Below are 22,610 nucleotides of genomic sequence, written 5' to 3'. Positions count from 1 at the left end.
GTTAATGGCTGGCTTATGCAAAATGCTGGTATCCCTTAAATTTTATGACTTGGTCCACACCGTGGTTGTTATAACGGATTCCCAAATTTGGGGTGATTTGACCGATTTTACTAATGTTTACATCTAATTTTAGTTGCAGAAGTTTTTTATAATTCTGCGGACTTATTGTAAAGCATAACTCATAGTCATCTCCACCCGCGAGGGCGTATTGCCACTGCTTTTCTTGTTGTAATTGTTTTACATCGGGATCGATAGGAAGTTGATCTAATTCAATTTCTGCACCGACATGTGAAGCAGCGAGGATATGTCCTAAATCTTGTGCGAGCCCATCAGAGACATCAATCATACTGTTGGCTAAGCCTTTGAGCTGTTGGCCCAGTAAGCAACGGGGTGTGGGATAATCTAAACGGTGCTGTAAGCGATGACCTAAATGGTTTAAGCCAAATGCTGCGTCACCGACTTGTCCGCTGACGCAGATATAATCACCGACTTGGGCACCTGAACGTGGGACAGCTTGTCCTGATTCTACCCAGCCGAGTGCTGTGACTGAAATCGTCAGATGAGGACTTTGTGTGGTATCGCCACCAATTAAACTCACACCAAATTGATCGCAACAATCATATAAACCCTGACTAAAGCCTTTGAGCCAGTCATGATCAATTTGGGGTAGGCTCAATGCCAATAAAATACTGTGTGGTTTGGCGCCCATTGCAGCAATATCAGAGAGATTGACGGCAACAGATTTCCAGCCGATGGCATGTGGGTTTGTGTCGAGGGGGAAGTGACGCCCAGCAACCAGTGTATCGGCACAGATGACCAATTGTTGCTGTGGAGGAGGGGTGAGCAAGGCTGAGTCATCACCGACCCCTAAATCGACAGAATTAATATTCTGACGATTAAAATAGGTATCAATGATCGAGAACTCAGCCATACAACGTACTACTTAAAAAATTAATTAGCTTGTTGTTTTTCTGCTGCACGCAATGTAGTCGCTAAACGATCCAATACACCATTGATGTATTTATGGCTGTCTGCACCGCCAAAATGTTTAGCTAACTCGATCGCTTCATCTAACACGACGCGATATGGAATCTCAAGATGTTCTTTGAGTTCATATGCACCAAGACGAAGTGTTGCAAGTTCAACACCATCTAAAGCGTCCACTTCACGATCGAGTACAGGGATTAAAAGCGCATCCAATGCTTCATGATTGGCAACAACCTCGGTCAATAACTCGTGGTAATAGCCGAGGTCGACCTTGTGCATGGCATTATCCACACGTGTACGTGCTTCAATCTCATGGACAGGATTGCGGCTCATTTGCCATTCATAAATTCCTTGTACAGCAAAGCGACGTGCTTTACGTTTTGCTGCATAAGTTGCTTGAAGTGTTTGCGACATAGCGTTAAATAGCCTTTAACAAGTTAACCATTTCAATAGCAGTCAAGGCAGCTTCACTACCTTTATTGCCTGCTTTTGTACCTGAGCGTTCAATCGCTTGTTCAATACTATCCGTAGTCAATACACCATTAATTACTGGTAAGCCAGTGTCTAGACCAACAACGCCTAAACCTTTGGCACATTCGCCAGCAACAAAATCGAAGTGAGGCGTGCTACCACGAATCACTGCGCCAAGCGCGATGATGGCATCGAAACGATCTGAAGCTGCAAGTTTCTTCGCAACCACAGGAAGTTCCCAAGCACCCGGTGCATGAACAACAGTGATATTATCCTCTGATACGCCATGACGTTTCAATGTATCAACGGCACCTTCTAGCAAATGTTCAACAACAAAGCTATTAAAACGACCAACTAAAATCGCATAACGGTCTTCGTTCGCGAGATGTAACATACCTTCAATACGGCGAACTGCCATAGCAACCTCGATTATTTCTCTGATGTTTGATTTGCGGTGATGTATTCCACCACTTCTAAGTTAAAACCTGATAGTGCATTAAAGCGTAGTGGCGAGCTGAGTAGCTTCATTTTTTCCACGCCTAAATCACGTAAAATTTGTGCGCCGACACCAATGGTTTGATACTGCTGAGACAGTGCCGCATTGGATTTAACATTTTTCGGTGCAGTTAAATTTTCTAAAGCAGGGCCTAAGTCCTGTAAATGACGCTGACCGATCCACACTAAAACACCACGATCGCTGGATGCGATTTCTTTGAGTGCTTTATCGAGATTCCACGCCGGAGCGCCATCTTGTTTATTGAGTTTTAATAAGTCACGAACCGGGCTGAAACCATGTACACGGACTGTGGTTACGCCTTGTTTCGGTTCGCCTTTAACCAGTGCCAAATGAATGTCTGGGTTACCAATTTCACGGTAACGGAACAATTCAAAAGTACCATATTCAGTATCTAACGTTTGTTGATCAATGCGCTCAACGGTTTGCTCATTGGTCATGCGGTAGTGAATTAAGTCCGCAATCGTCCCCATTTTTAAGCCATGCTTTTCAGCAAAAACTTCAAGATCAGGGCGACGTGCCATGGTGCCGTCTTCATTGATGATTTCACAAATCACCGAAGCTGGTTCAAGACCTGCTAAACGCGATAAATCACAACCGGCTTCAGTATGACCTGCACGGTGAAGGACACCACCAGGCTGTGCCATCAGCGGGAAAATATGGCCTGGCTGTACGATATCAGCCGGTTTAGCATGTGCAGCCACCGCTGTTTGAATGGTGTGTGCACGTTCTGCAGGTGAGATGCCTGTTGAAATGCCATTTGCTGCTTCAATCGACAAGGTAAAGTTGGTACCGTGCTGTGCACCATTGGCATCAACCATGAGTGGTAGATTTAACTGTTGGCAACGCTCTTTACTGAGCGTTAAGCACACAAGACCACGCGCATGCGTAATCATGAAGTTGATATCTTCAGGGCGTACGTGGGTCGCAGCGATAACAAGGTCGCCTTCATTTTCACGATCTTCATCATCCATGAGGATGACCATTTTACCTGCACGAATATCAGCTACAAGCTCTTCAACAGTATTGAGCGGCATCAATCTTCACCTTTTTTTGTCTCGAATGACATTTACTTGCATTGATTGTTGCATAGTCTAACGTTTTTTTGCGTTCTTTGCCTATGCTTATCATTTTCCTTTAATGGCTCATTGTTATACACAGTCGTCAGAACCTTGAAAAGAGGACTTTATTTGAATTGTGCCATTTATGCTTAATCTTTAAACACTTGAAAAGCATAAAAATGGGTAAGCTTATACAGATTTTAAATAATTCAAATGAAAGAGATGAACAGTTTGTCGGAAAACTGTCAGTCTTTAACTCCATGAACTGTCACATAAAAATCAATCACGTTGATGCAGCCACATGACTCTCTAAATATTGCCGAATCATCATCTTATTGGCGTTTAAAATAGTTTTTTGCAAATGTGGATCTGCGGCTGCACGCGCAATTAAAATGGCACCGGCAAGTTGGCAGATGATGGCCCAAGCTTTTTCTTCACTCGCCAAATGTGCGCTAAATAAAGCATGACCGCGCAGTAATTCCTTTTCATAGGCCTGTTTAATCGTGTCATCTGCACGCGCTATTTCACTCGCAAGCGTGGGGAGTGAACAACCTTGCTCGGGATGCTGAACATGTGCAGGGGTTAAATAGCGGTCAAGCTCAAATTCAATCCAATCTTGCGCATTATCATGTGGATTGTTTTGCCACATATCAAAACTGTGTTGTAACTCATGTTCAATTAAGGCTTTAAGTAGCTCTTGTTTAGACGAAAAATGTGAGTAAAAGGCGCCACTGGTGACGCCGGCGGCTTTCATGAAACCATCCACACCTGTTGCGGCAAAGCCGTCTTTTTTCGCAATTTGTCCGCTGATGGTTAAAAGTTCTTGGCGTTTTTTTTGTTTGTATTCGGGTTTGTAGCGCATCTGCAACACCCTTGAAAATAAGATTGACGATAAATTAACCATAACATAGTATTCGTTATAGTAACGATCGTTATTTAATAATGTGTGGTTTAAAACCGACGCTTAAATAAAATGAGCATGGAATAAAAATAAAACAGCAATGGAGTGAGACTATGCAACAACTCAATCGGACTTCGTCAAAAGTCGCTTTAGTGATTGGTGCAGGTGATGCAACTGGTGGTGAAATTGCCAAGCGTTTTGCGCGAGAGGGTTATATTGCCTGTATGACACGTCGGAATGCAGACAAATTACAGCCTTTAATTGATGAGATTGAACAACTGGGTGGTAAAGCCTATGGTTTTGCTTCTGATGCTCGAAAAGAAGAGCAAGTGATTGAACTCATCGAGCATATCGAATCAAATATTGGCCCGATTGAGGTGATGGTCTTTAATATTGGTGCCAACGTCCCTTGTAGTATTTTGGAAGAAACCGCACGTAAATATTTCAAGATTTGGGAAATGGCATGTTTCTCGGCATTTTTAACGGGTCGGGAAGTGGCGAAGCGCATGGTGAGCCGTGAATCTGGCACAATTATTTTTACGGGTGCGACGGCTGGGGTTCGTGGTGCCGCAGGCTTTGCCGCTTTTGCTGGCGCAAAACATGCGCTTCGTGCCTTGGCACAAAGCATGGCGCGTGAACTTGGGCCTAGAAATATTCATGTGGCGCATGTGGTGGTTGATGGGGCGATTGATACCGACTTTATTAAAGATACTTTTCCCGATTTGTACGTGAAAAAAGCGCAAGATGGTATTTTAAATCCAGTACATATTGCAGAAAATTATTGGCATCTCTCACAGCAACCACGAGATGCATGGACGCATGAATTAGATCTGCGACCGTGGATGGAACGCTGGTAAGCACTGATTTAAAAATATTAGGAAAATAAGCAAAAAAAGGACGAAAAAATGAAAGTCATTGAATTTTATTTTGATGTCGGCAGCCCATATAGCTATATCGGTTTTCATCGCATTCAACAGATTGCACAGCAGTATCAAGCAGAGCTGATCTGGAAGCCGATGCTACTCGGTGGGGTGTTTAAAGCCACAGGCAATAGTAGCCCGATGGCGGTACCTGCGAAGGCACGTTATTCCATGATTGATCTTCAACGTTGGGCAAAGCTATGGCAGATACCCGTACAGATGAATCCTTATTTTCCAATCAATACCTTACAATTGATGCGCTTACTCACAGCCGTTCAGCTGTTTCAGCCTGAAAACTTCGTACAAGTGGCGACGGGTATTTTTGATGCCATGTTTGGGCAACCCCGTAATTTAAATGATCTCACCATCTTCATTCAACTCATGCAAGAACTGGGGTTAGATGCAGAACAAGTGAAACAGTGGTTGGATGATGAAAAAGTCAAATCTGAGCTGAAAGTGGTGACCGAAGAAGCCATTGAACGAGGTGTTTTTGGCGCACCGAGTTGGTTTGTGAATGATGAGCTGTATTGGGGTGTGGATCATCTACATTTCGTAGAGGATGCGTTACAAGCGCAGTAACGCTTGGTGATACATGCCTAGATCCATTCAAAAATTGAAATAAAAAAGCGAACCTCGGTTCGCTTTTTTATGGTCTGGATCAAATCAAGATTTAGAAGAAGCCCATTGGTTTGGTGTTATAGCTCACCAACAAGTTTTTGGTTTGTTGATAATGATCAAGCATCATTTTGTGGTTTTCCCGGCCGATCCCTGATTTTTTGTAGCCACCGAATGCTGCGTGTGCAGGGTAGATATGATAACAGTTGGTCCATACACGACCTGCCTGAATAGCACGACCCGCACGATATGAAGTATGCGCTGAACGCGACCAAACCCCTGCACCTAGACCATAAATCGTGTCATTGGCAATTTTAATGGCATCATCAAAGTCTTTAAAGGTTGCTACTGAAAGCACAGGGCCGAAGATTTCTTCTTGGAAAATCTTCATGTCATTGGTGCCTTTGAAAATGGTTGGTTCAATATAGAAACCTGTACCGACTTCATTTCGTGGGTCACCACCAGTAATGAGCTGTGCACCTTCATTTTTACCTGTCGCGATACAGCCCAAGATTTTGTCTTGCTGCTCTTGCGATGCCTGTGCACCAATCATGGTATCGGTATCGAGTGGATGACCCGTCTTAATACGTTTCACACGTTCTACTGCCATTTCCAAGAATCGATCAGCAATGCTTTCTTGTACCAATGCACGTGAAGGACAGGTACAGATTTCACCTTGGTTCAGCGCAAACATGGCAAAACCTTCGAGCGTTTTATCTAAGAATTCATCGTCTTTGTCCATGATGTCTTCAAAGAAAATGTTCGGTGATTTACCACCGAGTTCCAATGTCACAGGAATGATATTTTCAGTGGCATATTGCATGATCATTTGACCCACAGCGGTTGAACCTGTGAAGGCGATTTTTGAGATGCGTGGATTGGTCGCCAATGGACGACCGACTTCAACACCATAACCATTCACAATATTCAGCACGCCCGGTGGGAGTAGGTCTTGAATGAGTTCAGCCAAGACCAAGATGCTGACAGGTGTTTGCTCCGCAGGTTTCAACACGATGCAGTTACCCGCAGCCAATGCTGGAGCTAGTTTCCAAGCTGCCATTAAGATTGGGAAATTCCACGGAATAATTTGTCCGACCACACCAAGTGGCTCATGGAAATGGTAAGCAATGGTATTTTCATCAATTTCAGAAATGCCGCCTTCTTGGGCACGGATACAGCCGGCAAAATAACGGAAGTGATCGATACAGAGTGGAATATCAGCGGCTAAGGTTTCACGAATCGGTTTACCGTTGTCCCAGGTTTCTGCGACCGCAAGGAGCTCTAGGTTTTCTTCAAGTCGATCGGCAATTTTTAATAAAATATTTGAGCGTGTGGTTGGGGAAGAGGCGTTCCATTGGGCTTTGGCTTTATGCGCTGCATCCAAAGCCAATTCAATATCTTCAGCAGAAGAACGTGGCACTTTGGTAAAAACTTTACCGTCTACAGGGGAGATATTTTCAAAGTATTCACCTTTCACTGGCGCGACCCATTGGCCACCAATCAGGTTTTCATACTGAGCTTTAAACTGAACTTTTGAACCGGGTTGATTAGGATCGACATAACGCATATGAATTTTCCTTTGCTTGTTTATTATGATCTTGTTGGGCTGCCCATCTGTGGCAATCTACAGCTTTGGTATAAGGTACTTTTGTACATTATTTGATTAGCATAGCCTGTATAAGGTTGGAAAAAGGTTGGAGACAAGAAGGTTTACAATATTTTTTTTCAGTCTTAAAAACAAAAGCCAGGAAACGGATTTTTAGTCATGAATTGTTGTGAGAATAATGAATGATGATACAGAAGGATTTATCTGAAAAACGACAGAATGTCGAACGGTTAAGGCAGGGCATGAGTCTGTCAAAGCAGCAAACTTCGCAATTGAATGAGAGCATTGCGAGTTCTTGGCAGCGATCGGCGCAGGCGGAAATTCCGGAAAATCGGAGTGCTGCGCCTTTGGTAAATTTAAGCCCTCAAAGTCAACAACAGTCGGCATTGCATCATGCGTTGCAACATTGTGCCGAAGATTTAAAACACATTGCCGAACAGTCGTCGATGGTACTTGCCGTGGGTGATGTGGGTAGCACGATTATTTGGAGTGCGTCGAGTCGGCAAATGCAAAGTGCTGCGGAAAGTGTGCATTTTATTGCAGGTGGGCAATGGCGCGAAGAATTGGTCGGAACCAATGCTTTAGCGTTGTCTCTAAAAACCCAACAGTCGAGTTGTGTGTTTTCAAATGAACATTATATGCCGTCTGTACATGAATGGGTCTGCTATGCAGCACCAATTATCGATCCACACACGCAGCAAATTTTGGGCGTGGTTGATTTATCCACCGTGTGGAAAAACCACAATAGTTTAGGGCTACTTGCGGCTGAACGCTGCGCTTCGATTATTCAATCGGCTTTACTCGATTTTCAAAAACAGCATTTGTACATTCGGGCCTTTGCTGTGCCGCAAGTGTTATTTAATGGCAAAGTGATGGTGCTGACCCCACGGCAAATTGAAATTTTGACCATCTTGGCGCTATGTCCGCAAGGCATGACCTTAGATACTTTGCATCAAGCCTTATATGGTGAACGTAAGGTGAGCGTCGGGACTTTAAAAGCAGAAATGTCTCAGCTACGCGATATTTTGGGCGGCATGTTAGGCTCACGTCCTTACCGTCTATTGGCACAAGTCGAAGCCGATTTTTTGCAAGCCGAGCAAGCCTTAGATGCTGGTTATCTCGATTCGGCGTTGAAACTATGTTCAGGGGTTTTCTTGGCCAAAACCGAAAGTCCTTTTTTAGGGGCATGGCGTGATTGTCTTGAGTCACGATTGAGCCAAGCGATTTTTAATGCCAAGGAAACGGATGTTCTACTCAAACATGTCGCGCGTTTCCCTGAAGCTATCGATGCGGTTGAACGCCTGATTGAGCTGATGCCGAGATCGCATCCCGTACATCAGACCTTGTTGAAATTAAAACAGTAAGTCGCAACATCATACAGGCTATTAAAGGCCTTTATTGGCCAGCCATTCAAAGAGCTGGGTATAGACTTGTTCACGCGCGGTTTTTTCCGAAAGCACTAAATCATGCAAGCCATTGTGTATGCTTTGAATGGTGACATCGCCCTGAATTTTCTTGGCATATTTTTGGATGTCTTTTACACCTAAAATCACATCACTGGTCTGCGCTGCTTTACCCCATTTTTTGGGATTTTTAGTTTGATGCGAGTGCATGACCAAGACCGGTACATCTAGGCTGATACCTCGATGAATCTCTTTTTGAGCCTCATAAATTGTCCGCACGAAACTTAAATACACCATTGGATAGCGGGTCTTTTTCCAGTCTAAATTGAAGTCCCATTCACCCTTGAGTTCATGGTGTAAGCTGGCGGTGTACCATTTATTCAGTTCACTCGGAAATTTTAAATTGGGAAAGGTTTTTGCCAATTTACTCAGCTGTGGAATACCCAGTGCGCGTTTCACTGGATTCATGTTGAAATCATAAAATGGGCTGTTAACCCAAAGGGCTTGAATTAAAGGATGATTTTGATGATGTGCCGCATACAAAGTGGTGGTTAATCCACCGGTTGAATGACCACAAAGCAGTAAGGCATCATGACCTTCATCTGCAATGATCGTTAGGGCTTGATCTATTTCGGCATCGTATTCAGACAGTGCATGCACATTATAGTATTTTTGATGCGGGCGGATTGAGCGACCATATTTTCTTAAATCTAAGGCATAAAAGTCGAAACCGTGCTGATTGAAGCGTTCGGCCATTTCAGTTTGGAAAAAATAATCGATAAAGCCATGGATATAGAGCACCGCTTTGGAGGTGGGAGCTGTGGCTTTTTTGCGAACCAGTGTGGCAACCACTGGGCCTTCATAATCATCCGGGAAGGTCAGCGTGGCTTGTTCATAGCCTGCGCCCAAAATGTCAGGCTGATACTGAATATGTGAATGGCTCATTATTATACTCATCAATATTATTGGACATTATACTTTATCCTTGATGAGCCATGAGCTTTTGTCAAATGAATAATCGATGCTGTTATGCGAACTAAAAAAGAGTGACCTCAGTATGAAAACGACCAATCTAGAGTCGCTTCCCTGAAATAAAAAGTGAAATGGATTCAGTTGAGCCTACATCACCAGACTCAAAGGGTAATGTAGGCACTTAGGTCACTTAAACATGAAGACCTTTGAGGGCTTAACTTAAACAGCCGCTTTGAAGTCGACCACAGAAGCATTGGCTTTAAGCGCTGCCTTGAAAATATCAACCACTTGAGCATGATTCGCTTTACGTGGGTTGGTGAGCATACAGGCATCTTTTTGCGCATTTTCAGACATGATGCTGAGGTCTTGTTCTTTCACACCAAGTTCAGAAAGGCTCGATGGAATGCCAATCGAAGCAGAGAGTTCACGGATTGCTGCAATCGCTGCATAAGCCGCTTCAGTCACCGTTAAACCGTCGGTTGGCACACCCATGAGCTGTGCGATACGTGCATAGCGGTCAGGGCAGGCGATCAGGTTAAATTCGCAAACGTGTGGTAGCAGCACGGCATTACATACGCCATGTGGCAAGTTGTAGAAGCCACCCAGTTGGTGTGCCATTGCGTGAACATAACCTAAAGATGCATTGTTAAATGCCATCCCTGCTAAGTACTGTGCATAGCTCATCGCATCACGTGCTTCTAGGTTTTCGCCATTGGCTACGGCAGGGCTGAGCCATTCACTGATCATTGCAATGGCCTTTTCAGCACAAGCATCGGTAATAGGATTGGCTGCTGTAGAAACATAAGCTTCGACCGCATGTGTTAATGCATCCATACCGGTTGCTGCAGTGAGCGCCGCAGGTTTCGCAATCATCAGTTTCGGGTCATCAATAGCGATAAGTGGGGTACAACGCCAATCGACAATCGCCATTTTAACGTGGGTGTCGGTATTGGTAATAATACAGAAACGGGTCATTTCTGATGCCGTACCTGCGGTGGTATTAATCGCAATCAGCGGGGTCATTGGGACTGTGCTTTTATCGATGCCTTCATAGTCACGAATATGGCCACCACCCGCAGTGACTAAGCCAATGCCTTTGGCACAGTCATGAGAAGAGCCGCCACCGAGAGAGACAATAAAATCACAGCCATTGTCATTGTAGGCATCTACACCGCTATGTACGTTGGTGTCAGTTGGGTTGGGTTCTGCGCCCGGGAATATATGACTTTCTACGCCAGCTTCAGTTAAATATGAGGCAATGGTGTCTGCCACACCAAATTTGTAAAGACCGGCATCGGTCACGATAAGCGCTTTCTTTGCGCCAAGATTTTGCGCTTTTGCACCAATTTCTTTAGCACAGCCGGGGCCAAAAAGTGAAACACAAGGGATGTAAAAACCGTTTGTTTGATCTGCAATATTTTTAAAAGCCATGGTGCGATTCCTTCTACCATTCATTGTCATTTGTTATGGGTGATACTCACCTAAACTGAGTATTGCGAGGGATGTTTTAAATTCACACCTACCAAAGACCTACCAAATTTAGGGCTTTGTATTGAGTTTATTTAATTGACTGAAATTTAATCATTAATTATTTTTGCTATTTTCTAAAATTCGCTAAAAGTCGTATATGTTTAAGCCAAAATAGGCGTTGCGATGATTGGATGCATGATCGAGTTATCAGATTATAAAATCTAACTAAAACTACTATCAATTTACTAAATGCCCCAAAGCGCTCGAATCAGGATAGGCTATAACAAATAACGAGATAGTCACTTTTGTGCATTTCGCTTTTTGCAGTGCGAAACAAAAGATTAATTAAACGAGTTAAATAATGCCCAGTGAAAATTTGAAAACGAAACGACCTTTATATATTCCTTATGCCGGAAATACACTTTTAGAACTCCCACTTTTAAATAAAGGTTCTGCGTTTAATGAAGATGAACGTAAGAGCTTTAATTTACACGGTTTGATTCCACACGTAACAGAAAGCATTGAAGAACAAAGTCAGCGTTCTTATCAACAATATTGTGCATTTAATAGTGATATCAATAAGCATATTTACCTGCGCAATATTCAAGATACCAATGAAACATTGTTCTATCACTTAATTGAAAACCACCTTAGTGAGATGATGCCGATCATCTATACACCAACAGTGGGTGAAGCTTGTCAGCGCTTTTCAGATATTTACCGTCGTCATCGTGGGATTTTTATTTCATATCCTGACCGTGATCATATTGACCAAATTATTCATAACGTGAATAAAAAGAACGTGAAAGTGATCGTTATTACGGACGGTGAACGTATTCTTGGACTTGGTGACCAAGGCATTGGCGGGATGGGGATTCCAATTGGTAAGTTGTCGCTGTACACCGCATGTGGTGGGATCAGTCCAGCTTATACATTGCCGATTACTTTAGATGTCGGAACCAATAACCAACAGCTGTTGAATGACCCGATTTATATGGGATGGAGTCAGCCTCGTATCAGCGGTGAAGAATATTATCAATTTGTCGATGACGTGATTAAAGCCATACAACAACGTTGGCCTAAAGCGCTGATTCAATTTGAAGACTTTGCACAAAAAAATGCGATGCCTTTACTGGAAAAATATCGCGATAAAATTTGCTGCTTCAATGACGATATTCAAGGGACAGCAGCAGTGTCTGTCGGAAGTTTAATAGCAGCATCACGCGCAGCAGGTAAACAGCTCAAAGATCAAATCGTCACCTTCTTAGGGGCGGGTTCAGCAGGTTGTGGGATTGCAGAACAGATCATCAAGCAAATGGTGGCGGAAGGTTTAACCGATGCTCAAGCGCGTGCGCGGGTGTTTATGGTCGATCGCTTTGGTTTAATTACTGAAAATCAGCCGAATCTTTTAGATTTCCAACGCAAACTTGCACAAGCACCAGATAACGTTGCTCATTGGGCAAATGCAGATTCGGTTATTTCACTCTTGGATGTAGTTACACATGCCAAACCGACTGTATTGATTGGGGTTTCGGGACAACCGGGACTGTTTAGCCAAGAGGTCATTGAAACGATGGCTGCGAATTGTGAACAGCCTATTGTGTTGCCACTGTCTAATCCAACATCGCGTGTCGAAGCGGTGCCTGCAGATATTATCGAGTGGACCAAAGGTAAGGCTCTGATTGCGACTGGTAGTCCATTTGCACCAGTGAATTATCACGGCAAGATTCATCATATTTCACAGTGCAATAACTCCTATATTTTCCCGGGGATTGGACTGGGTGTGATTGCATCTGGGGCGAAACGTGTGACGGAAAATATGCTGATGGCATCGAGTACGGCGTTGGCAGACTGTTCACCAAAATTGGCAGATCCAAATGCCGATTTATTGCCAAGTTTGGATTATTTACAGGATATTTCGAAGAAAATCGCATTGAAAGTGGCATTAGCTGCGATTGCTGATGGTGTTGCGCCAAATGTCAGCATTGAAGTGCTCGAACATGCGATTGAAGCGAATTTCTGGAAACCTGAATATCGTGATTATGTCCGTGTGACCTATTAACGCAATTTTAATTTTTATTCATATTTGTGGAACCTGACTCAAACCATGTTCCACATACTGAATAAATATAGATTGATTTTGATTGGTGTAAGCGATAGATAAAAAAGCCCCCATCTTTCGATGAGGGCTTTTTGAATTTGGAGCGGGAAAGGAGACTCGAACTCCCGACCCCAACCTTGGCAAGGTTATGCTCTACCAACTGAGCTATTCCCGCGGAGTCTATCCTGTTTTTTTACTAAAAAACTGAATCGAAAAAAATTTGGAGCGGGAAAGGAGACTCGAACTCCCGACCCCAACCTTGGCAAGGTTATGCTCTACCAACTGAGCTATTCCCGCGGAGTCTATCCAATTTTTTAAATAAAAAACCGAATGAAAAAATTTTGAGCGGGAAAGGAGACTCGAACTCCCGACCCCAACCTTGGCAAGGTTATGCTCTACCAACTGAGCTATTCCCGCATAGCCACGTATAATACATTAAGGATTTTTCAGGTCAATAACTTTATGAAAATCTGTGCATCGTTTGCATAAAATAAAAACAATTTGTTTGAAAATTGGAAGATTTTTGCAGGTCGAAGGCTTCCATTTTGATGAAATCATGCAATTCAGGCGGTTTCAGCAACTTTGCGACACAAGAACTTCAACAAATACAGGCTATACTAAGACCAGTTGAACCTTTTTTGAATTTGGGAGAGCCGTTTTGAGTTTAGAACAGCAATTAATTGAGCGTCTACAGACATTAGCGCCTACACATCTTGAAGTGGTGAATGAGTCCGCAGGTCATGGTGGTTATTTCCCAGGTAAAGAGTCGCATTTTAAAGCGGTGATCGTGAGTGAGGCTTTTGCAGGTTTACGTTTGGTGCAACGTCATCAAAAAGTCTATGCCGCAGCAGGTGATTTACTCAGTCCGGGGCAAATTCATGCCTTGGCCATTCATGCGTTTTTACCCGAAGAATGGAAAGGTCAAGACATCACTAGCCCTGAATGTGCGCATGCACCTAAGTCATCTTAAGGTAAACCATGGAAACGCAATTAATCATTAAAATCATTCATATGTGTGGCGTGGCTTTAGGCTGTGCTGCCATTTTCATTCGTGCTTTTACGCTGTTTAAAGGGACGCAGGGCAATTTACCGAATCCATCAGGTCGTAAGTTTTTTGTTGCATTGCAACATGGCTCAATGGCTTTAATTGCCGTGACGGGAATTATCTTATTGTTTATGAAGAACTTTGATGTGCAGCCATGGTTCTATGCCAAAGTTGTACTATTTCTAGCGTTGCTGTCTTCTTTATCTAAAGCGTATAAAAAAGATGACAGTGTTTTATTGGTTCAGCGCCGTGCGGGCTTATTTATTGCAGCTGTTGCACTTATTTTCATCATGACATTGGTTATAATTAAACCAGTTTTTGGATAAATGGCTTATCCACATGGCCGATTTCAAGGCTTGAGTAAAAAAACAAAGATTAGAGGGTTTTGAATGCGTACGCGTGTGGTATTTAACCAAAAAGGTGGTGTGGGGAAATCGAGTATTACGGTCAATTTAGCTGCGATAAGCGCGCACCAAGGTTTAAAAACTTTGGTGATTGACCTCGACCCTCAAGCCAATTCAAGTCAATATTTGTTGGGGGATGATGCGACGTATTCGGCAGATAAGCCTGCACTTGAACCCAATATTGAAAATTATTTTGAAGAAGTCTTGGGGACACAACAAAGTAAAGGTTTGTTGGGAAATGCCATCGGTTCGATTTTGAAAGGTCGTGCCAAAGGTTTGGAAAGCTATGTGCATGCATCACCTTATCCACGCTTAGATGTGATTCCTGCCAGTCCAAATTTAGGCGCGTTGGCACATGCCTTAGAATCTAAGCATAAAATTTACAAACTCCGCGATGCTTTGCAGCAGATGAGCGGTCAATATGATCGAGTGTTTATTGATACACCGCCGGCCTTTAACTTTTTTACCTTATCTGCGTTGATTGCGGCAGATCGCGTGCTGATTCCATTTGACTGCGATGTGTTTTCAAAACGTGCCTTACAGACCCTGATCGAAAATGTGTTAGAAACGCAGGATGATCATAATGATCATTTAGAAATTGAAGGCATTGTGGTCAATCAATTTCAGGCACAGGCGAAGTTGCCGCGTGAAGTTGTACAACAACTCAAAGATGAAGGTCTTCCTGTATTGGACAGCATGTTACCGCCTTCAGTGCTGATGAAAGAATCGCATCATAAAAATCAACCTTTAATCCATTTGGCTGCAGATCATAAATTGACGCAAGCCTATCAATCATTGTTCAATGAAATTGAGCAAAAGTAGTATCGAGAAAAGTATGAATGCACTTAAATGTGGTCTAGTTGCTTTCACTGCTGTTGTATTGGGTGCATGTGCAAGTACGCCTAAACCAAGCTATGTTTCACCTACACAGTATCAGTCTTTGAGTTGCCAACAATTGCAAAGCGAATACAACCGAATCCACGACTATATTCAAAATGGTGTAGAAACACCGAAGCGCACAGGCGTTGGTGTCGGTGTTGGCCTCGGTGGTGGCTGGGGCAGCCGTGGAGGTTGGGGAATTGGTCCGAGTATTTCGGTCAATATGGGACAATCTTCAAATACCAAACGTACCGAGCTTTCACGCGTTCTAGGTGAGCAAGAAGCGATTGTACAGGCAGCAAAATTTAAAGGTTGTCCGATTATCGTTCGCGCAAATTTGGCTACCGCAGCAAAATCATAAACGGATCATGAGCAGGGGCTCAGGCCTGTGCTATGAGAAAAGTGTAATAAAATTTGTCAGTAGGCGAGGCGTCTATTGGCATTTTTTTTGAGCCAAATAAACTGCACTATTTAGAGCCAATAAAATATTTAAATCTATGAAAAAATTAAATTAAATATTATTGGTGTATTTCAATACCTCCTTCTGGTATTGAACATTCAGCGTGAGTGCATTGACTTGTACAAGGATAAAACTGACCTAGTGCGTACTTGTTTTTTTAAATTCATTTCGGCTAAGGTGTGCGCTTTGAAACATTGTCTGGGTATTTATGATTGAGAGTTGGCTTTTTGTATTGGCAATGATTGCGGTGATGATGACGCCGGGACCTAGCAATGCACTAATGGCAAGCTCTGCACATCAACAAGGCATTGCAAAGACGTGCATGCTGATTCCTGCAGAATTATTGGGCTATTTCTATGCCATAAATTTGTGGGCGTTGATTATTCATTTAAGCGCTCCAGTGTGGCCGAATTTAATTCACTTGCTACATTTTCTCAGTATTGCCTATGTTTTATGGTTGGCTTTTCATTTGTGGAAATCGACGCATTTACACCAGTACAATCAAAAACATCCTTCAATTCAACCACGTGAATTATTCATTTCCTCATTAAAAAATCCGAAAGCGTTGCTTTTTGCTGCAGGTATTTTCCCGATTGAAACTTGGGCAAGCCCATTAAATTTTATTTTGGTTTTCGCTGTATTTAGCGTGGTTTTGCTGCCTGTTGCGTTGTTTTGGATGTCATTTGGCCGGACGATTTTGGCGGGTAAGACTCAAAAAATTAAGGCCGATCTTCTATATAAAGGATCGGCCCTGATGCTGATTTTATGTATGTTCCCTGTGGTTTTACGCTTTTTTGCTTAAAGGCGTTCACCATATCAGTTTACTTTTTTAATTTTGCTCGAATAAAACCAATCACACCCGGTAAAACACTAATAATAATGATGCCGAAGATCAGATGGGTGAAGTTATCTTTCACGATTGGCATATTGCCAAATAAATAACCCAAAGTGATAAATGAGCCAACCCAGCAAATCGCACCAATCATGTTAAAAGTCAGGAAGTACTTGTAGTTCATGCTGCCTGCACCTGCGACAAAAGGCGCGAAGGTTCGTGCAAAAGGAATAAAGCGGGCAAAAATAATGGTTTTACCACCATGCTTTTCAAAAAACTTTTGTGTGTTGACTAAATGTTGGCGGTTAATAAAGCGGGAATCAAGTTCAAAGACATGCGGGCCAATATATTTACCAATATGATAGTTCAGCGTATCGCCTAAAACGGCGGCTATAAATAACAAGGCAATGAGTGCCCAAGGGTCCATTGCTCCGGTAGAGGCAGCTAAGGCGCCCGCAGCAAAAAGTAAACTATCGCCCGGTAAAAAGGGCATGACCACTAAACCGGTTTCAACAAAAATAATCAGGAACAGAATTGCATAAATCCATACGCCATAATTGGTAATGAACTCGAGTAAATGGTCATCAACATGTAGTATAAAATCAATCAGTTCCATGGGGCGTATATGCGTAAAATAGTGGTCTGATGCTATCAGTCTGGGGCAGCAAAGTCAGTATTAAAACGTAATTAATTATCAATAAAATCGTTCTATATATGAAATGATGAGTATTATAAAAGCATATTTAAAGAGAATAAGAAACGACCTAATCTAAGCACATCTTTTGAACAGTATTAAAAATAGGTTTCAGTATGTTTAATCCAAATTTGATGGTGAAAAATCTGAGTCAACAGCCGCAAATCAATTCGGTAGTCAGTCTCGTTGCACGTATTTTGATGTCTTATATTTTTATTGTGGCAGGTTGGGGCAAAATTACGGCTTACACTGCAACCGCAGGTTATATGGAGTCAATGGGTGTACCGGCAGGGCTACTTCCGATCACCATTTTAGTTGAGTTGGGTGGTGGCTTAGCTTTATTGTTTGGTTTTCAAGCACGTTTTGCGGCATTGGGTCTAACCGTATTTAGTTTAATCACTGCATTTTTATTCCATGGTGGTGCTGAAGATGGCATTAACTTTATGAAAAACTTGGCGATGTCTGGCGGCTTATTATTTCTCATGCTGCATGGTGCTGGTCAATTTAGTTTTGATCATTGGATTGAAAAATCAAAATAAAGTGGTCATGAGTCCGAGCATCCATCAAAGCGGTGTTCTGCCGCTTTTTTCATGTCTACGGCTGATTGAAAGCGGATGGGTAAAGTCCTGAAATGTGTTGTAAAAAACACCGTTTAGCTTGGGATTTTTGCCCCTGTCCGAATAGTGTGCGAAAGTCCAAGAAAAATGTTAGAATACGGCGCTTATATTCGTTGCCTGCATAGTTGTTTGCCATGACTACCAATACCCAAATTACTGAAGACCGTATCCTGATTTTGGATTTCGGTTCTCAATATAGTCAGCTTATTGCACGTCGTGTACGTGAAGCTGGTGTTTATTCAGAAATGTACGCATTTGATATGTCTGAAGAAGACATTCGTGCATTTAACCCAAACGGGATCATTCTTTCAGGTGGTCCAGAAAGTGTTCATGAAGAAGGTAGTCCGCGCGCACCACAAGTTGTATTTGAACTTGGTGTACCTGTTTTAGGTATTTGCTATGGTCTACAAACCATGTCAGAACAGCTTGGCGGTAAAGTTGAGCCAGGTACTGTGCATGAATTTGGTTATGCAGAAGTTGATATTAAAGTCCGTGATGCTTTAATTGGTGATCTTGAAGATACCAAAGACCAATTAAAAGTGTGGATGAGTCATGGCGATAAAGTGACTCAAATTCCTGAAGGTTTCCAAATCACTGCAAGCACACCAAGCTGCCCAGTAGCGATGGTTTCTGATGAAAAACGTCGTTTCTACGGTATCCAATTCCACCCAGAAGTGACACACACTGCGAAAGGTGCTGAGTTATTGTCTAACTTCGTACATGGCGTATGTGGTTGCCGTAACTTGTGGAACTCAGAAAACATCATCGATCTTCGCGTAGAACAACTTCGTGAGCAAATTGGTGATCAAAAAGTTCTATTGGGTCTTTCAGGCGGTGTCGATTCATCGGTTGTAGCTGCACTTTTACACCGTGCGATTGGCGACCAATTGACTTGCGTATTTGTAGATAACGGTTTACTTCGTTTGAACGAAGGCGAGCAAGTGATGGACATGTTTGCGAAAAACATGGGTATCCGCGTGATTCGTGCCGACGCTGAAAATCGCTTCTTAACAGCACTTGCTGGTGAAGTTGATCCAGAGAAAAAACGTAAAATTATCGGTCGTGAATTCATTGAAGTGTTTGCTGAAGAAGCACGTAAGCTTGACGGTGTGAACTTCCTTGCTCAAGGTACCATTTACCCAGACGTAATTGAATCTGCGGCAAGCAAACAAGGTAAAGCGCACGTGATTAAATCACACCACAACGTGGGTGGTTTACCAGAAGATTTAGCATTCGAATTGGTTGAGCCAATCCGTGATTTGTTCAAAGATGAAGTTCGCCGTTTAGGTACAACACTTGGTCTTCCATTTGAAATGCTTTACCGTCATCCATTCCCAGGTCCAGGTCTAGGTGTACGTATTCTTGGTGAAGTGAAAAAAGAATATGCTGACATCCTTCGTCTAGCAGATGACATCTTCATGCAAGAACTTCGCGCAAGCGGCTGGTATGACAAAACTGCACAAGCATTTGCCGTATTCCAACCTGTGAAATCTGTGGGTGTCGTAGGTGATGGCCGTCGTTATGCATGGGTAATCGCGCTTCGTGCTGTAGAAACTGTGGACTTTATGACTGCACGTTTTGCACACCTTCCTTATGATCTTGTAGACAAGATTTCTACACGTATCATGAACGAAATTGCTGAAGTTTCTCGTGTTGTTTATGACGTATCGTCTAAACCACCAGCAACGATTGAATGGGAGTAAAACTGGGGTTTCACGAAGCACTGCTTCGTGCCAGTTTTACGCCAAGAGCTACGCTCGCGGCAGTGAGGGATTTCAAGAAGCGAAGCTTCTTGCCTAAATTACGCCAAGAGCTATGCTCGCGGCAGTTTTGGATTTCAAGAAACAACGTTTCTTGCCTAAATTACGCCGAAAGCTATGCTTGAGGCTATTTAGGGAAACCTAGATATTTCTAATAAAAAAGGACGCCTCGGCGTCCTTTTTTATATCTCAACATTCTATTTATAAACAATTGACCAACTACTATCGCTTTCATTATTCGGTTCAGCTTTAGGCTTCGCTTTATGGGTAAAGCTTTGCCATGACTTCGTCGATTTACGTTCGGGTTTCATGCTTGAATCATATCGCTCTACACGGTTACGGCCATTTTCTTTTGCCTGATATAGTGCAATATCAGCTTGCTTAATCAGTTCAGTTAAATTTTGTTTATGTGATTTAAGCTGTGAAACACCAATGGAGACGGTAAATTGGATCGGGTGATTTGCGACATTTAGCAATGATTGATTTTGAAGCGTTAAACGAATACGTTCTGCGATTAACATTGCATCCTGTATTTGCGTTTCCGACAGCAGCACAATAAATTCTTCACCACCAAAGCGAGCCAAGACATCTTTTTGGCGCATTTCTTTGCGGGTGGTTTCAGCGATACATTGCAGTACTTGGTCACCAACATCATGCCCGTAATTATCATTAATATGTTTAAAATGATCGACATCAAACATCAATAAGCAAGTACTTGCAGGCGTTGGCCATTCATGGATACGGTGCTCAGCCAACTGAACAAACTGACGACGGTTGTATAACTGGGTGAGCTCATCTGTATGCGCTAAATTTTTCAGTGTATGCATATTCCAGTCGTCAAGTAGGGTACGTAAAAAATGACGACGTGCATTGAGTGTATTGTTCCAACTCATATGCAGGCTGATCATCCAAACAGGAATAGACACCACCACAAAAATCAGTGCTTCTTGCCATGATAAAAGCTGACTCACCGCAAAATACACCAATAGCGAAATGAGGCCCGAACAATACAAGGCTGGCTTAAATTGTGTTTGTACGCAGACATTGGCAATTAAAATAAAGATCGACGCACCATAGATATAGGACGAGACCATTGGGCTATTTGAAGCCAGTAATAAGCCAATCCAAATCGCGGTACTGCAGACTGTCCCAATCGGTAAGATCATGTCGAGCACACGAATATCTTTTTTGTATTTAAACAGATAGAAGCTGACCAATAGGGCAGCAATAATCATGGCCACTCGAGAAAGACCTGACCAAAAGAACATGTCAGGGATAATAAAAATGTCAGCAAAGAAATAAAGAAGAAACGTAATCTGCGCCATGTAATTCACTTGACGTAAATAAGGTAACTGATGGGCATACTGATGTTGTAGAAAATAGTTTCTAAACTGCGTAGGAATACGTGCAAAAGGATCTGCAATGGCTTGTTCAATCTCGGCACGATTGGCAAGATCACACTCAGAAAGTTTCAAAGTATGATTATGATTTTTACGAACTTCCTGAGCAGACGAATTAGTCCGAGAACTCATTCGTACATCAACAGACATGTCCCTTCTCCATAAATGGCTTAGGAAAATTATGAATAAAAAACATACAAAAATATCTACCTGAAACTTGGGATTTTTCGAATGAATGATAAAAAATCGTCTGTTGAATGTTACAAAATATATTATTAACTTGCTGTTTTATAAGTTGATATTTGATTTCTTCCTGCAGATTTTGCTTGGTAAAGTGCCTGATCGGCCATGCGAATTACACTTTGTAAATCTCGGTTTTTTTGACCAAATTCGGCAACACCAATTGAAACGGTAAATTTAAGTTTTTGTAGTGTATCAAGTTCTAAATAATCATCGGCTATTGCCCGTCGCAGACGTTCGGCAATATCTTGAGCCTGACGCAGGTGTGTCTGCGGTAAAAGGATAATAAATTCTTCACCACCGAAGCGGGCAATGATGTCTTGGCTACGTAAAGTATGTCGGCACGTTTCGGCAATTTGTTGTAAAACATGATCACCAATATAGTGCCCAAACTGATCATTAATATTTTTAAATTTGTCGACATCAAAAATCAGTAATGAAAGTGGCTGTAACGGTTTGGACTGATGCTGAATATGATAATTGGCAAGTTGAATAAATTGACGTCGATTGTTTAAGCCGGTCAGCACGTCGGTATGCGCCATAATATTGAGCGCTTCTCGGTTCAACTGATCGAGTTTACTGTGTAAAAACACAATTCTGGATTTTTGTGTTGAATTCCAACTGATATACAAACTAAATAACAATACGGGCGAATAGATCAATATAAACAGTTGCAGTTGATGGATATTGCCAGAAATGGCGAAATACACCCCAATCAGTAAAATTAGACTGATACATAGAGAAATGAGCACAGCAGCCTTAAAGCGGATTTGCACACATAAATTGGCTAACACAATAAAAACCAAAGATGCATATAAATAGATCGGCACATCGGGGCTATTGGATAAATTGAGTAGGCTAAACCACAGGGCAGAAGCGCCAACGATCGATAGGGGAAGCATCAAGTCAAAGAGTAAAATGCTCTTGCTATATGTATAAATGACCCATGTGATGCCCATCATCAGTAAGGTATAGGCCGTTTTTAAGCCTATCGCGAGCAAACCCACATCGGGCAACATAAACCAATCCGCTATGGCATAAGAGAGATAGGCCAATTGTGCAACGATGTTGACTTGGAAAAAGAATTTAAAAAGTTGACGACGATGGTAGTGGAAAAATTCTTGACGAAATTGAGCAGGAACGCGAACAACGGTTCCTTTCAAGGCTTTTTGGATCAGTGCACGTGATTCTTTCTTATACTCATTGATCATGCAAGATTACCGACGGGTGAGCATGGTTTGTATGTAATTTTATGTAA

22 protein-coding genes and 3 tRNA genes are annotated in these 22,610 nt (G+C 42.5%); 11 read left to right on the top strand and 14 right to left on the bottom strand.

The window, feature by feature from the left end; genetic code table 11:
- Positions 1 to 13 precede the first annotated feature (13 nt).
- The 5 genes from thiL to MST16_RS16290 form a co-directional block, all read right to left on the bottom strand.
- A complete protein-coding gene (gene thiL / locus MST16_RS16310) occupies positions 14 to 931 on the bottom strand; it encodes a thiamine-phosphate kinase (RefSeq protein ID WP_180010830.1) in 918 nt (305 codons plus the stop codon).
- A gap of 20 nt (positions 932 to 951) precedes the next feature.
- Positions 952 to 1,401: a transcription antitermination factor NusB gene (gene nusB / locus MST16_RS16305; protein WP_078191534.1), complete on the bottom strand. Its 450-nt coding sequence runs from the start codon at positions 1,399 to 1,401 to the stop codon at positions 952 to 954.
- 4 nt (positions 1,402 to 1,405) lie between these two features.
- The gene (ribE, locus tag MST16_RS16300; RefSeq protein ID WP_067765591.1) at positions 1,406 to 1,876 is read right to left on the bottom strand and encodes a 6,7-dimethyl-8-ribityllumazine synthase; all 471 of its coding nucleotides are present in this window, start codon (positions 1,874 to 1,876) and stop codon (positions 1,406 to 1,408) included.
- Between the two features lie 11 nt (positions 1,877 to 1,887).
- Entirely contained in the window at positions 1,888 to 3,009 is a 1,122-nt protein-coding gene (gene ribBA, locus MST16_RS16295; protein WP_078191533.1) for a bifunctional 3,4-dihydroxy-2-butanone-4-phosphate synthase/GTP cyclohydrolase II, read from the bottom strand.
- Between the two features lie 307 nt (positions 3,010 to 3,316).
- Positions 3,317 to 3,895 (bottom strand): TetR/AcrR family transcriptional regulator, encoded by a 579-nt coding sequence (locus tag MST16_RS16290; RefSeq protein WP_180010828.1) that lies wholly within the window; start codon positions 3,893 to 3,895, stop codon positions 3,317 to 3,319.
- A 152-nt stretch (positions 3,896 to 4,047) separates the two neighbouring features.
- On the opposite strand from MST16_RS16290, the gene MST16_RS16285 reads away from it, so the two are divergent.
- Together MST16_RS16285 and MST16_RS16280 are read left to right on the top strand one after the other, a co-directional pair.
- Complete coding sequence (locus MST16_RS16285; protein WP_180003562.1) at positions 4,048 to 4,791, top strand: SDR family oxidoreductase; 744 nt, start codon at positions 4,048 to 4,050, stop codon at positions 4,789 to 4,791.
- Positions 4,792 to 4,839: 48 nt separating this feature from the next.
- Positions 4,840 to 5,433 (top strand): 2-hydroxychromene-2-carboxylate isomerase, encoded by a 594-nt coding sequence (locus MST16_RS16280; protein WP_180010826.1) that lies wholly within the window; start codon positions 4,840 to 4,842, stop codon positions 5,431 to 5,433.
- 91 nt (positions 5,434 to 5,524) lie between these two features.
- Here the strand turns inward: MST16_RS16280 and MST16_RS16275 are convergent, their stop codons facing one another.
- On the bottom strand, positions 5,525 to 7,036 hold the full coding sequence (locus MST16_RS16275) for an aldehyde dehydrogenase family protein (RefSeq protein ID WP_180003560.1): 1,512 nt from the start codon (positions 7,034 to 7,036) through the stop codon (positions 5,525 to 5,527).
- Between the two features lie 221 nt (positions 7,037 to 7,257).
- On the opposite strand from MST16_RS16275, the gene MST16_RS16270 reads away from it, so the two are divergent.
- Positions 7,258 to 8,439, top strand: coding sequence for a transcriptional regulator (locus tag MST16_RS16270; protein WP_078191528.1), 1,182 nt, complete (start codon positions 7,258 to 7,260; stop codon positions 8,437 to 8,439).
- A gap of 21 nt (positions 8,440 to 8,460) precedes the next feature.
- Here the strand turns inward: MST16_RS16270 and MST16_RS16265 are convergent, their stop codons facing one another.
- Positions 8,461 to 9,423 carry an alpha/beta hydrolase gene (locus MST16_RS16265; RefSeq protein ID WP_180010824.1) on the bottom strand — a complete coding sequence of 321 codons (963 nt, stop codon included), beginning with the start codon at positions 9,421 to 9,423 and terminating at the stop codon, positions 8,461 to 8,463.
- A gap of 246 nt (positions 9,424 to 9,669) precedes the next feature.
- Positions 9,670 to 10,881, bottom strand: a complete 1,212-nt coding sequence (locus MST16_RS16260) for an iron-containing alcohol dehydrogenase (RefSeq protein WP_180010822.1) — start codon at positions 10,879 to 10,881, stop codon at positions 9,670 to 9,672.
- A 400-nt stretch (positions 10,882 to 11,281) separates the two neighbouring features.
- Between MST16_RS16260 and MST16_RS16255 the strand changes: the two genes are divergently transcribed.
- The gene (locus MST16_RS16255; protein WP_180010820.1) at positions 11,282 to 12,982 is read left to right on the top strand and encodes an NAD-dependent malic enzyme; all 1,701 of its coding nucleotides are present in this window, start codon (positions 11,282 to 11,284) and stop codon (positions 12,980 to 12,982) included.
- 138 nt (positions 12,983 to 13,120) lie between these two features.
- Here the strand turns inward: MST16_RS16255 and MST16_RS16250 are convergent.
- From MST16_RS16250 to MST16_RS16240, 3 genes are all read right to left on the bottom strand, one after another.
- Positions 13,121 to 13,196: transfer RNA gene (locus MST16_RS16250), tRNA-Gly, on the bottom strand.
- Positions 13,197 to 13,242: 46 nt separating this feature from the next.
- A tRNA-Gly gene (locus MST16_RS16245) sits at positions 13,243 to 13,318 on the bottom strand.
- Positions 13,319 to 13,365: 47 nt separating this feature from the next.
- Positions 13,366 to 13,438 (bottom strand) — tRNA-Gly (locus MST16_RS16240).
- 241 nt (positions 13,439 to 13,679) lie between these two features.
- On the opposite strand from MST16_RS16240, the gene MST16_RS16235 reads away from it, so the two are divergent.
- The 5 genes from MST16_RS16235 (at position 13,680) to MST16_RS16215 (ending at position 16,611) form a co-directional block, all read left to right on the top strand.
- The gene (locus MST16_RS16235; protein WP_180010818.1) at positions 13,680 to 13,991 is read left to right on the top strand and encodes a BolA family transcriptional regulator; all 312 of its coding nucleotides are present in this window, start codon (positions 13,680 to 13,682) and stop codon (positions 13,989 to 13,991) included.
- Between the two features lie 8 nt (positions 13,992 to 13,999).
- The gene (locus tag MST16_RS16230; RefSeq protein WP_180010816.1) at positions 14,000 to 14,392 is read left to right on the top strand and encodes a SirB2 family protein; all 393 of its coding nucleotides are present in this window, start codon (positions 14,000 to 14,002) and stop codon (positions 14,390 to 14,392) included.
- Between the two features lie 63 nt (positions 14,393 to 14,455).
- The gene (locus MST16_RS16225) at positions 14,456 to 15,292 is read left to right on the top strand and encodes a ParA family protein (protein ID WP_180003554.1); all 837 of its coding nucleotides are present in this window, start codon (positions 14,456 to 14,458) and stop codon (positions 15,290 to 15,292) included.
- A 13-nt stretch (positions 15,293 to 15,305) separates the two neighbouring features.
- Positions 15,306 to 15,710: a hypothetical protein gene (locus MST16_RS16220; protein WP_180010814.1), complete on the top strand. Its 405-nt coding sequence runs from the start codon at positions 15,306 to 15,308 to the stop codon at positions 15,708 to 15,710.
- 307 nt (positions 15,711 to 16,017) lie between these two features.
- Positions 16,018 to 16,611: a LysE family translocator gene (locus MST16_RS16215; protein WP_168378830.1), complete on the top strand. Its 594-nt coding sequence runs from the start codon at positions 16,018 to 16,020 to the stop codon at positions 16,609 to 16,611.
- A gap of 19 nt (positions 16,612 to 16,630) precedes the next feature.
- Here MST16_RS16215 and MST16_RS16210 read toward each other — a convergent pair whose 3' ends face one another.
- Complete coding sequence (locus MST16_RS16210) at positions 16,631 to 17,257, bottom strand: DedA family protein (protein WP_180010812.1); 627 nt, start codon at positions 17,255 to 17,257, stop codon at positions 16,631 to 16,633.
- Positions 17,258 to 17,451: 194 nt separating this feature from the next.
- Here MST16_RS16210 and MST16_RS16205 point away from each other — a divergent pair, with 194 nt between their 5' ends.
- Together MST16_RS16205 and guaA are read left to right on the top strand one after the other, a co-directional pair.
- Entirely contained in the window at positions 17,452 to 17,874 is a 423-nt protein-coding gene (locus MST16_RS16205; RefSeq protein WP_180010810.1) for a DoxX family protein, read from the top strand.
- A gap of 212 nt (positions 17,875 to 18,086) precedes the next feature.
- A complete protein-coding gene (guaA, locus tag MST16_RS16200) occupies positions 18,087 to 19,655 on the top strand; it encodes a glutamine-hydrolyzing GMP synthase (protein WP_078194056.1) in 1,569 nt (522 codons plus the stop codon).
- A 254-nt stretch (positions 19,656 to 19,909) separates the two neighbouring features.
- Here the strand turns inward: guaA and MST16_RS16195 are convergent, their stop codons facing one another.
- Positions 19,910 to 21,244, bottom strand: a complete 1,335-nt coding sequence (locus MST16_RS16195; RefSeq protein WP_257222971.1) for a GGDEF domain-containing protein — start codon at positions 21,242 to 21,244, stop codon at positions 19,910 to 19,912.
- 143 nt (positions 21,245 to 21,387) lie between these two features.
- A complete protein-coding gene (locus MST16_RS16190; protein WP_180010806.1) occupies positions 21,388 to 22,563 on the bottom strand; it encodes a diguanylate cyclase in 1,176 nt (391 codons plus the stop codon).
- Positions 22,564 to 22,610: the final 47 nt, after the last annotated feature.

This window comes from Acinetobacter sp. YH16040_T, from assembly GCF_024605785.1.
Taxonomy (GTDB): domain Bacteria; phylum Pseudomonadota; class Gammaproteobacteria; order Pseudomonadales; family Moraxellaceae; genus Acinetobacter; species Acinetobacter amyesii.
Note: the sequence above shows the minus strand (reverse complement) of the source record. Positions and strands in the feature narration are given on the sequence as shown.

Bases quoted from the DNA above. Each gene is read 5' to 3' on its own strand.
- MST16_RS16255 (WP_180010820.1), top strand. From the start codon at position 11,282: ATGCCCAGTGAAAATTTGAAAACGAAACGACCTTTATATATTCCTTAT.
- guaA (WP_078194056.1), top strand. From the start codon at position 18,087: ATGACTACCAATACCCAAATTACTGAAGACCGTATCCTGATTTTGGAT.
- ribBA (WP_078191533.1), bottom strand. From the start codon at position 3,009: ATGCCGCTCAATACTGTTGAAGAGCTTGTAGCTGATATTCGTGCAGGT.
- nusB (WP_078191534.1), bottom strand. From the start codon at position 1,401: ATGTCGCAAACACTTCAAGCAACTTATGCAGCAAAACGTAAAGCACGT.
- MST16_RS16190 (WP_180010806.1), bottom strand. From the start codon at position 22,563: ATGATCAATGAGTATAAGAAAGAATCACGTGCACTGATCCAAAAAGCC.
- thiL (WP_180010830.1), bottom strand. From the start codon at position 931: ATGGCTGAGTTCTCGATCATTGATACCTATTTTAATCGTCAGAATATT.
- ribE (WP_067765591.1), bottom strand. From the start codon at position 1,876: ATGGCAGTTCGCCGTATTGAAGGTATGTTACATCTCGCGAACGAAGAC.
- MST16_RS16260 (WP_180010822.1), bottom strand. From the start codon at position 10,881: ATGGCTTTTAAAAATATTGCAGATCAAACAAACGGTTTTTACATCCCT.
- MST16_RS16230 (WP_180010816.1), top strand. From the start codon at position 14,000: ATGGAAACGCAATTAATCATTAAAATCATTCATATGTGTGGCGTGGCT.
- MST16_RS16280 (WP_180010826.1), top strand. From the start codon at position 4,840: ATGAAAGTCATTGAATTTTATTTTGATGTCGGCAGCCCATATAGCTAT.
- MST16_RS16215 (WP_168378830.1), top strand. From the start codon at position 16,018: ATGATTGAGAGTTGGCTTTTTGTATTGGCAATGATTGCGGTGATGATG.
- MST16_RS16205 (WP_180010810.1), top strand. From the start codon at position 17,452: ATGTTTAATCCAAATTTGATGGTGAAAAATCTGAGTCAACAGCCGCAA.
- MST16_RS16195 (WP_257222971.1), bottom strand. From the start codon at position 21,244: ATGAGTTCTCGGACTAATTCGTCTGCTCAGGAAGTTCGTAAAAATCAT.
- MST16_RS16270 (WP_078191528.1), top strand. From the start codon at position 7,258: ATGATGATACAGAAGGATTTATCTGAAAAACGACAGAATGTCGAACGG.
- MST16_RS16225 (WP_180003554.1), top strand. From the start codon at position 14,456: ATGCGTACGCGTGTGGTATTTAACCAAAAAGGTGGTGTGGGGAAATCG.
- MST16_RS16275 (WP_180003560.1), bottom strand. From the start codon at position 7,036: ATGCGTTATGTCGATCCTAATCAACCCGGTTCAAAAGTTCAGTTTAAA.
- MST16_RS16265 (WP_180010824.1), bottom strand. From the start codon at position 9,423: ATGAGCCATTCACATATTCAGTATCAGCCTGACATTTTGGGCGCAGGC.
- MST16_RS16220 (WP_180010814.1), top strand. From the start codon at position 15,306: ATGAATGCACTTAAATGTGGTCTAGTTGCTTTCACTGCTGTTGTATTG.
- MST16_RS16290 (WP_180010828.1), bottom strand. From the start codon at position 3,895: ATGCGCTACAAACCCGAATACAAACAAAAAAAACGCCAAGAACTTTTA.
- MST16_RS16210 (WP_180010812.1), bottom strand. From the start codon at position 17,257: ATGGAACTGATTGATTTTATACTACATGTTGATGACCATTTACTCGAG.
- MST16_RS16285 (WP_180003562.1), top strand. From the start codon at position 4,048: ATGCAACAACTCAATCGGACTTCGTCAAAAGTCGCTTTAGTGATTGGT.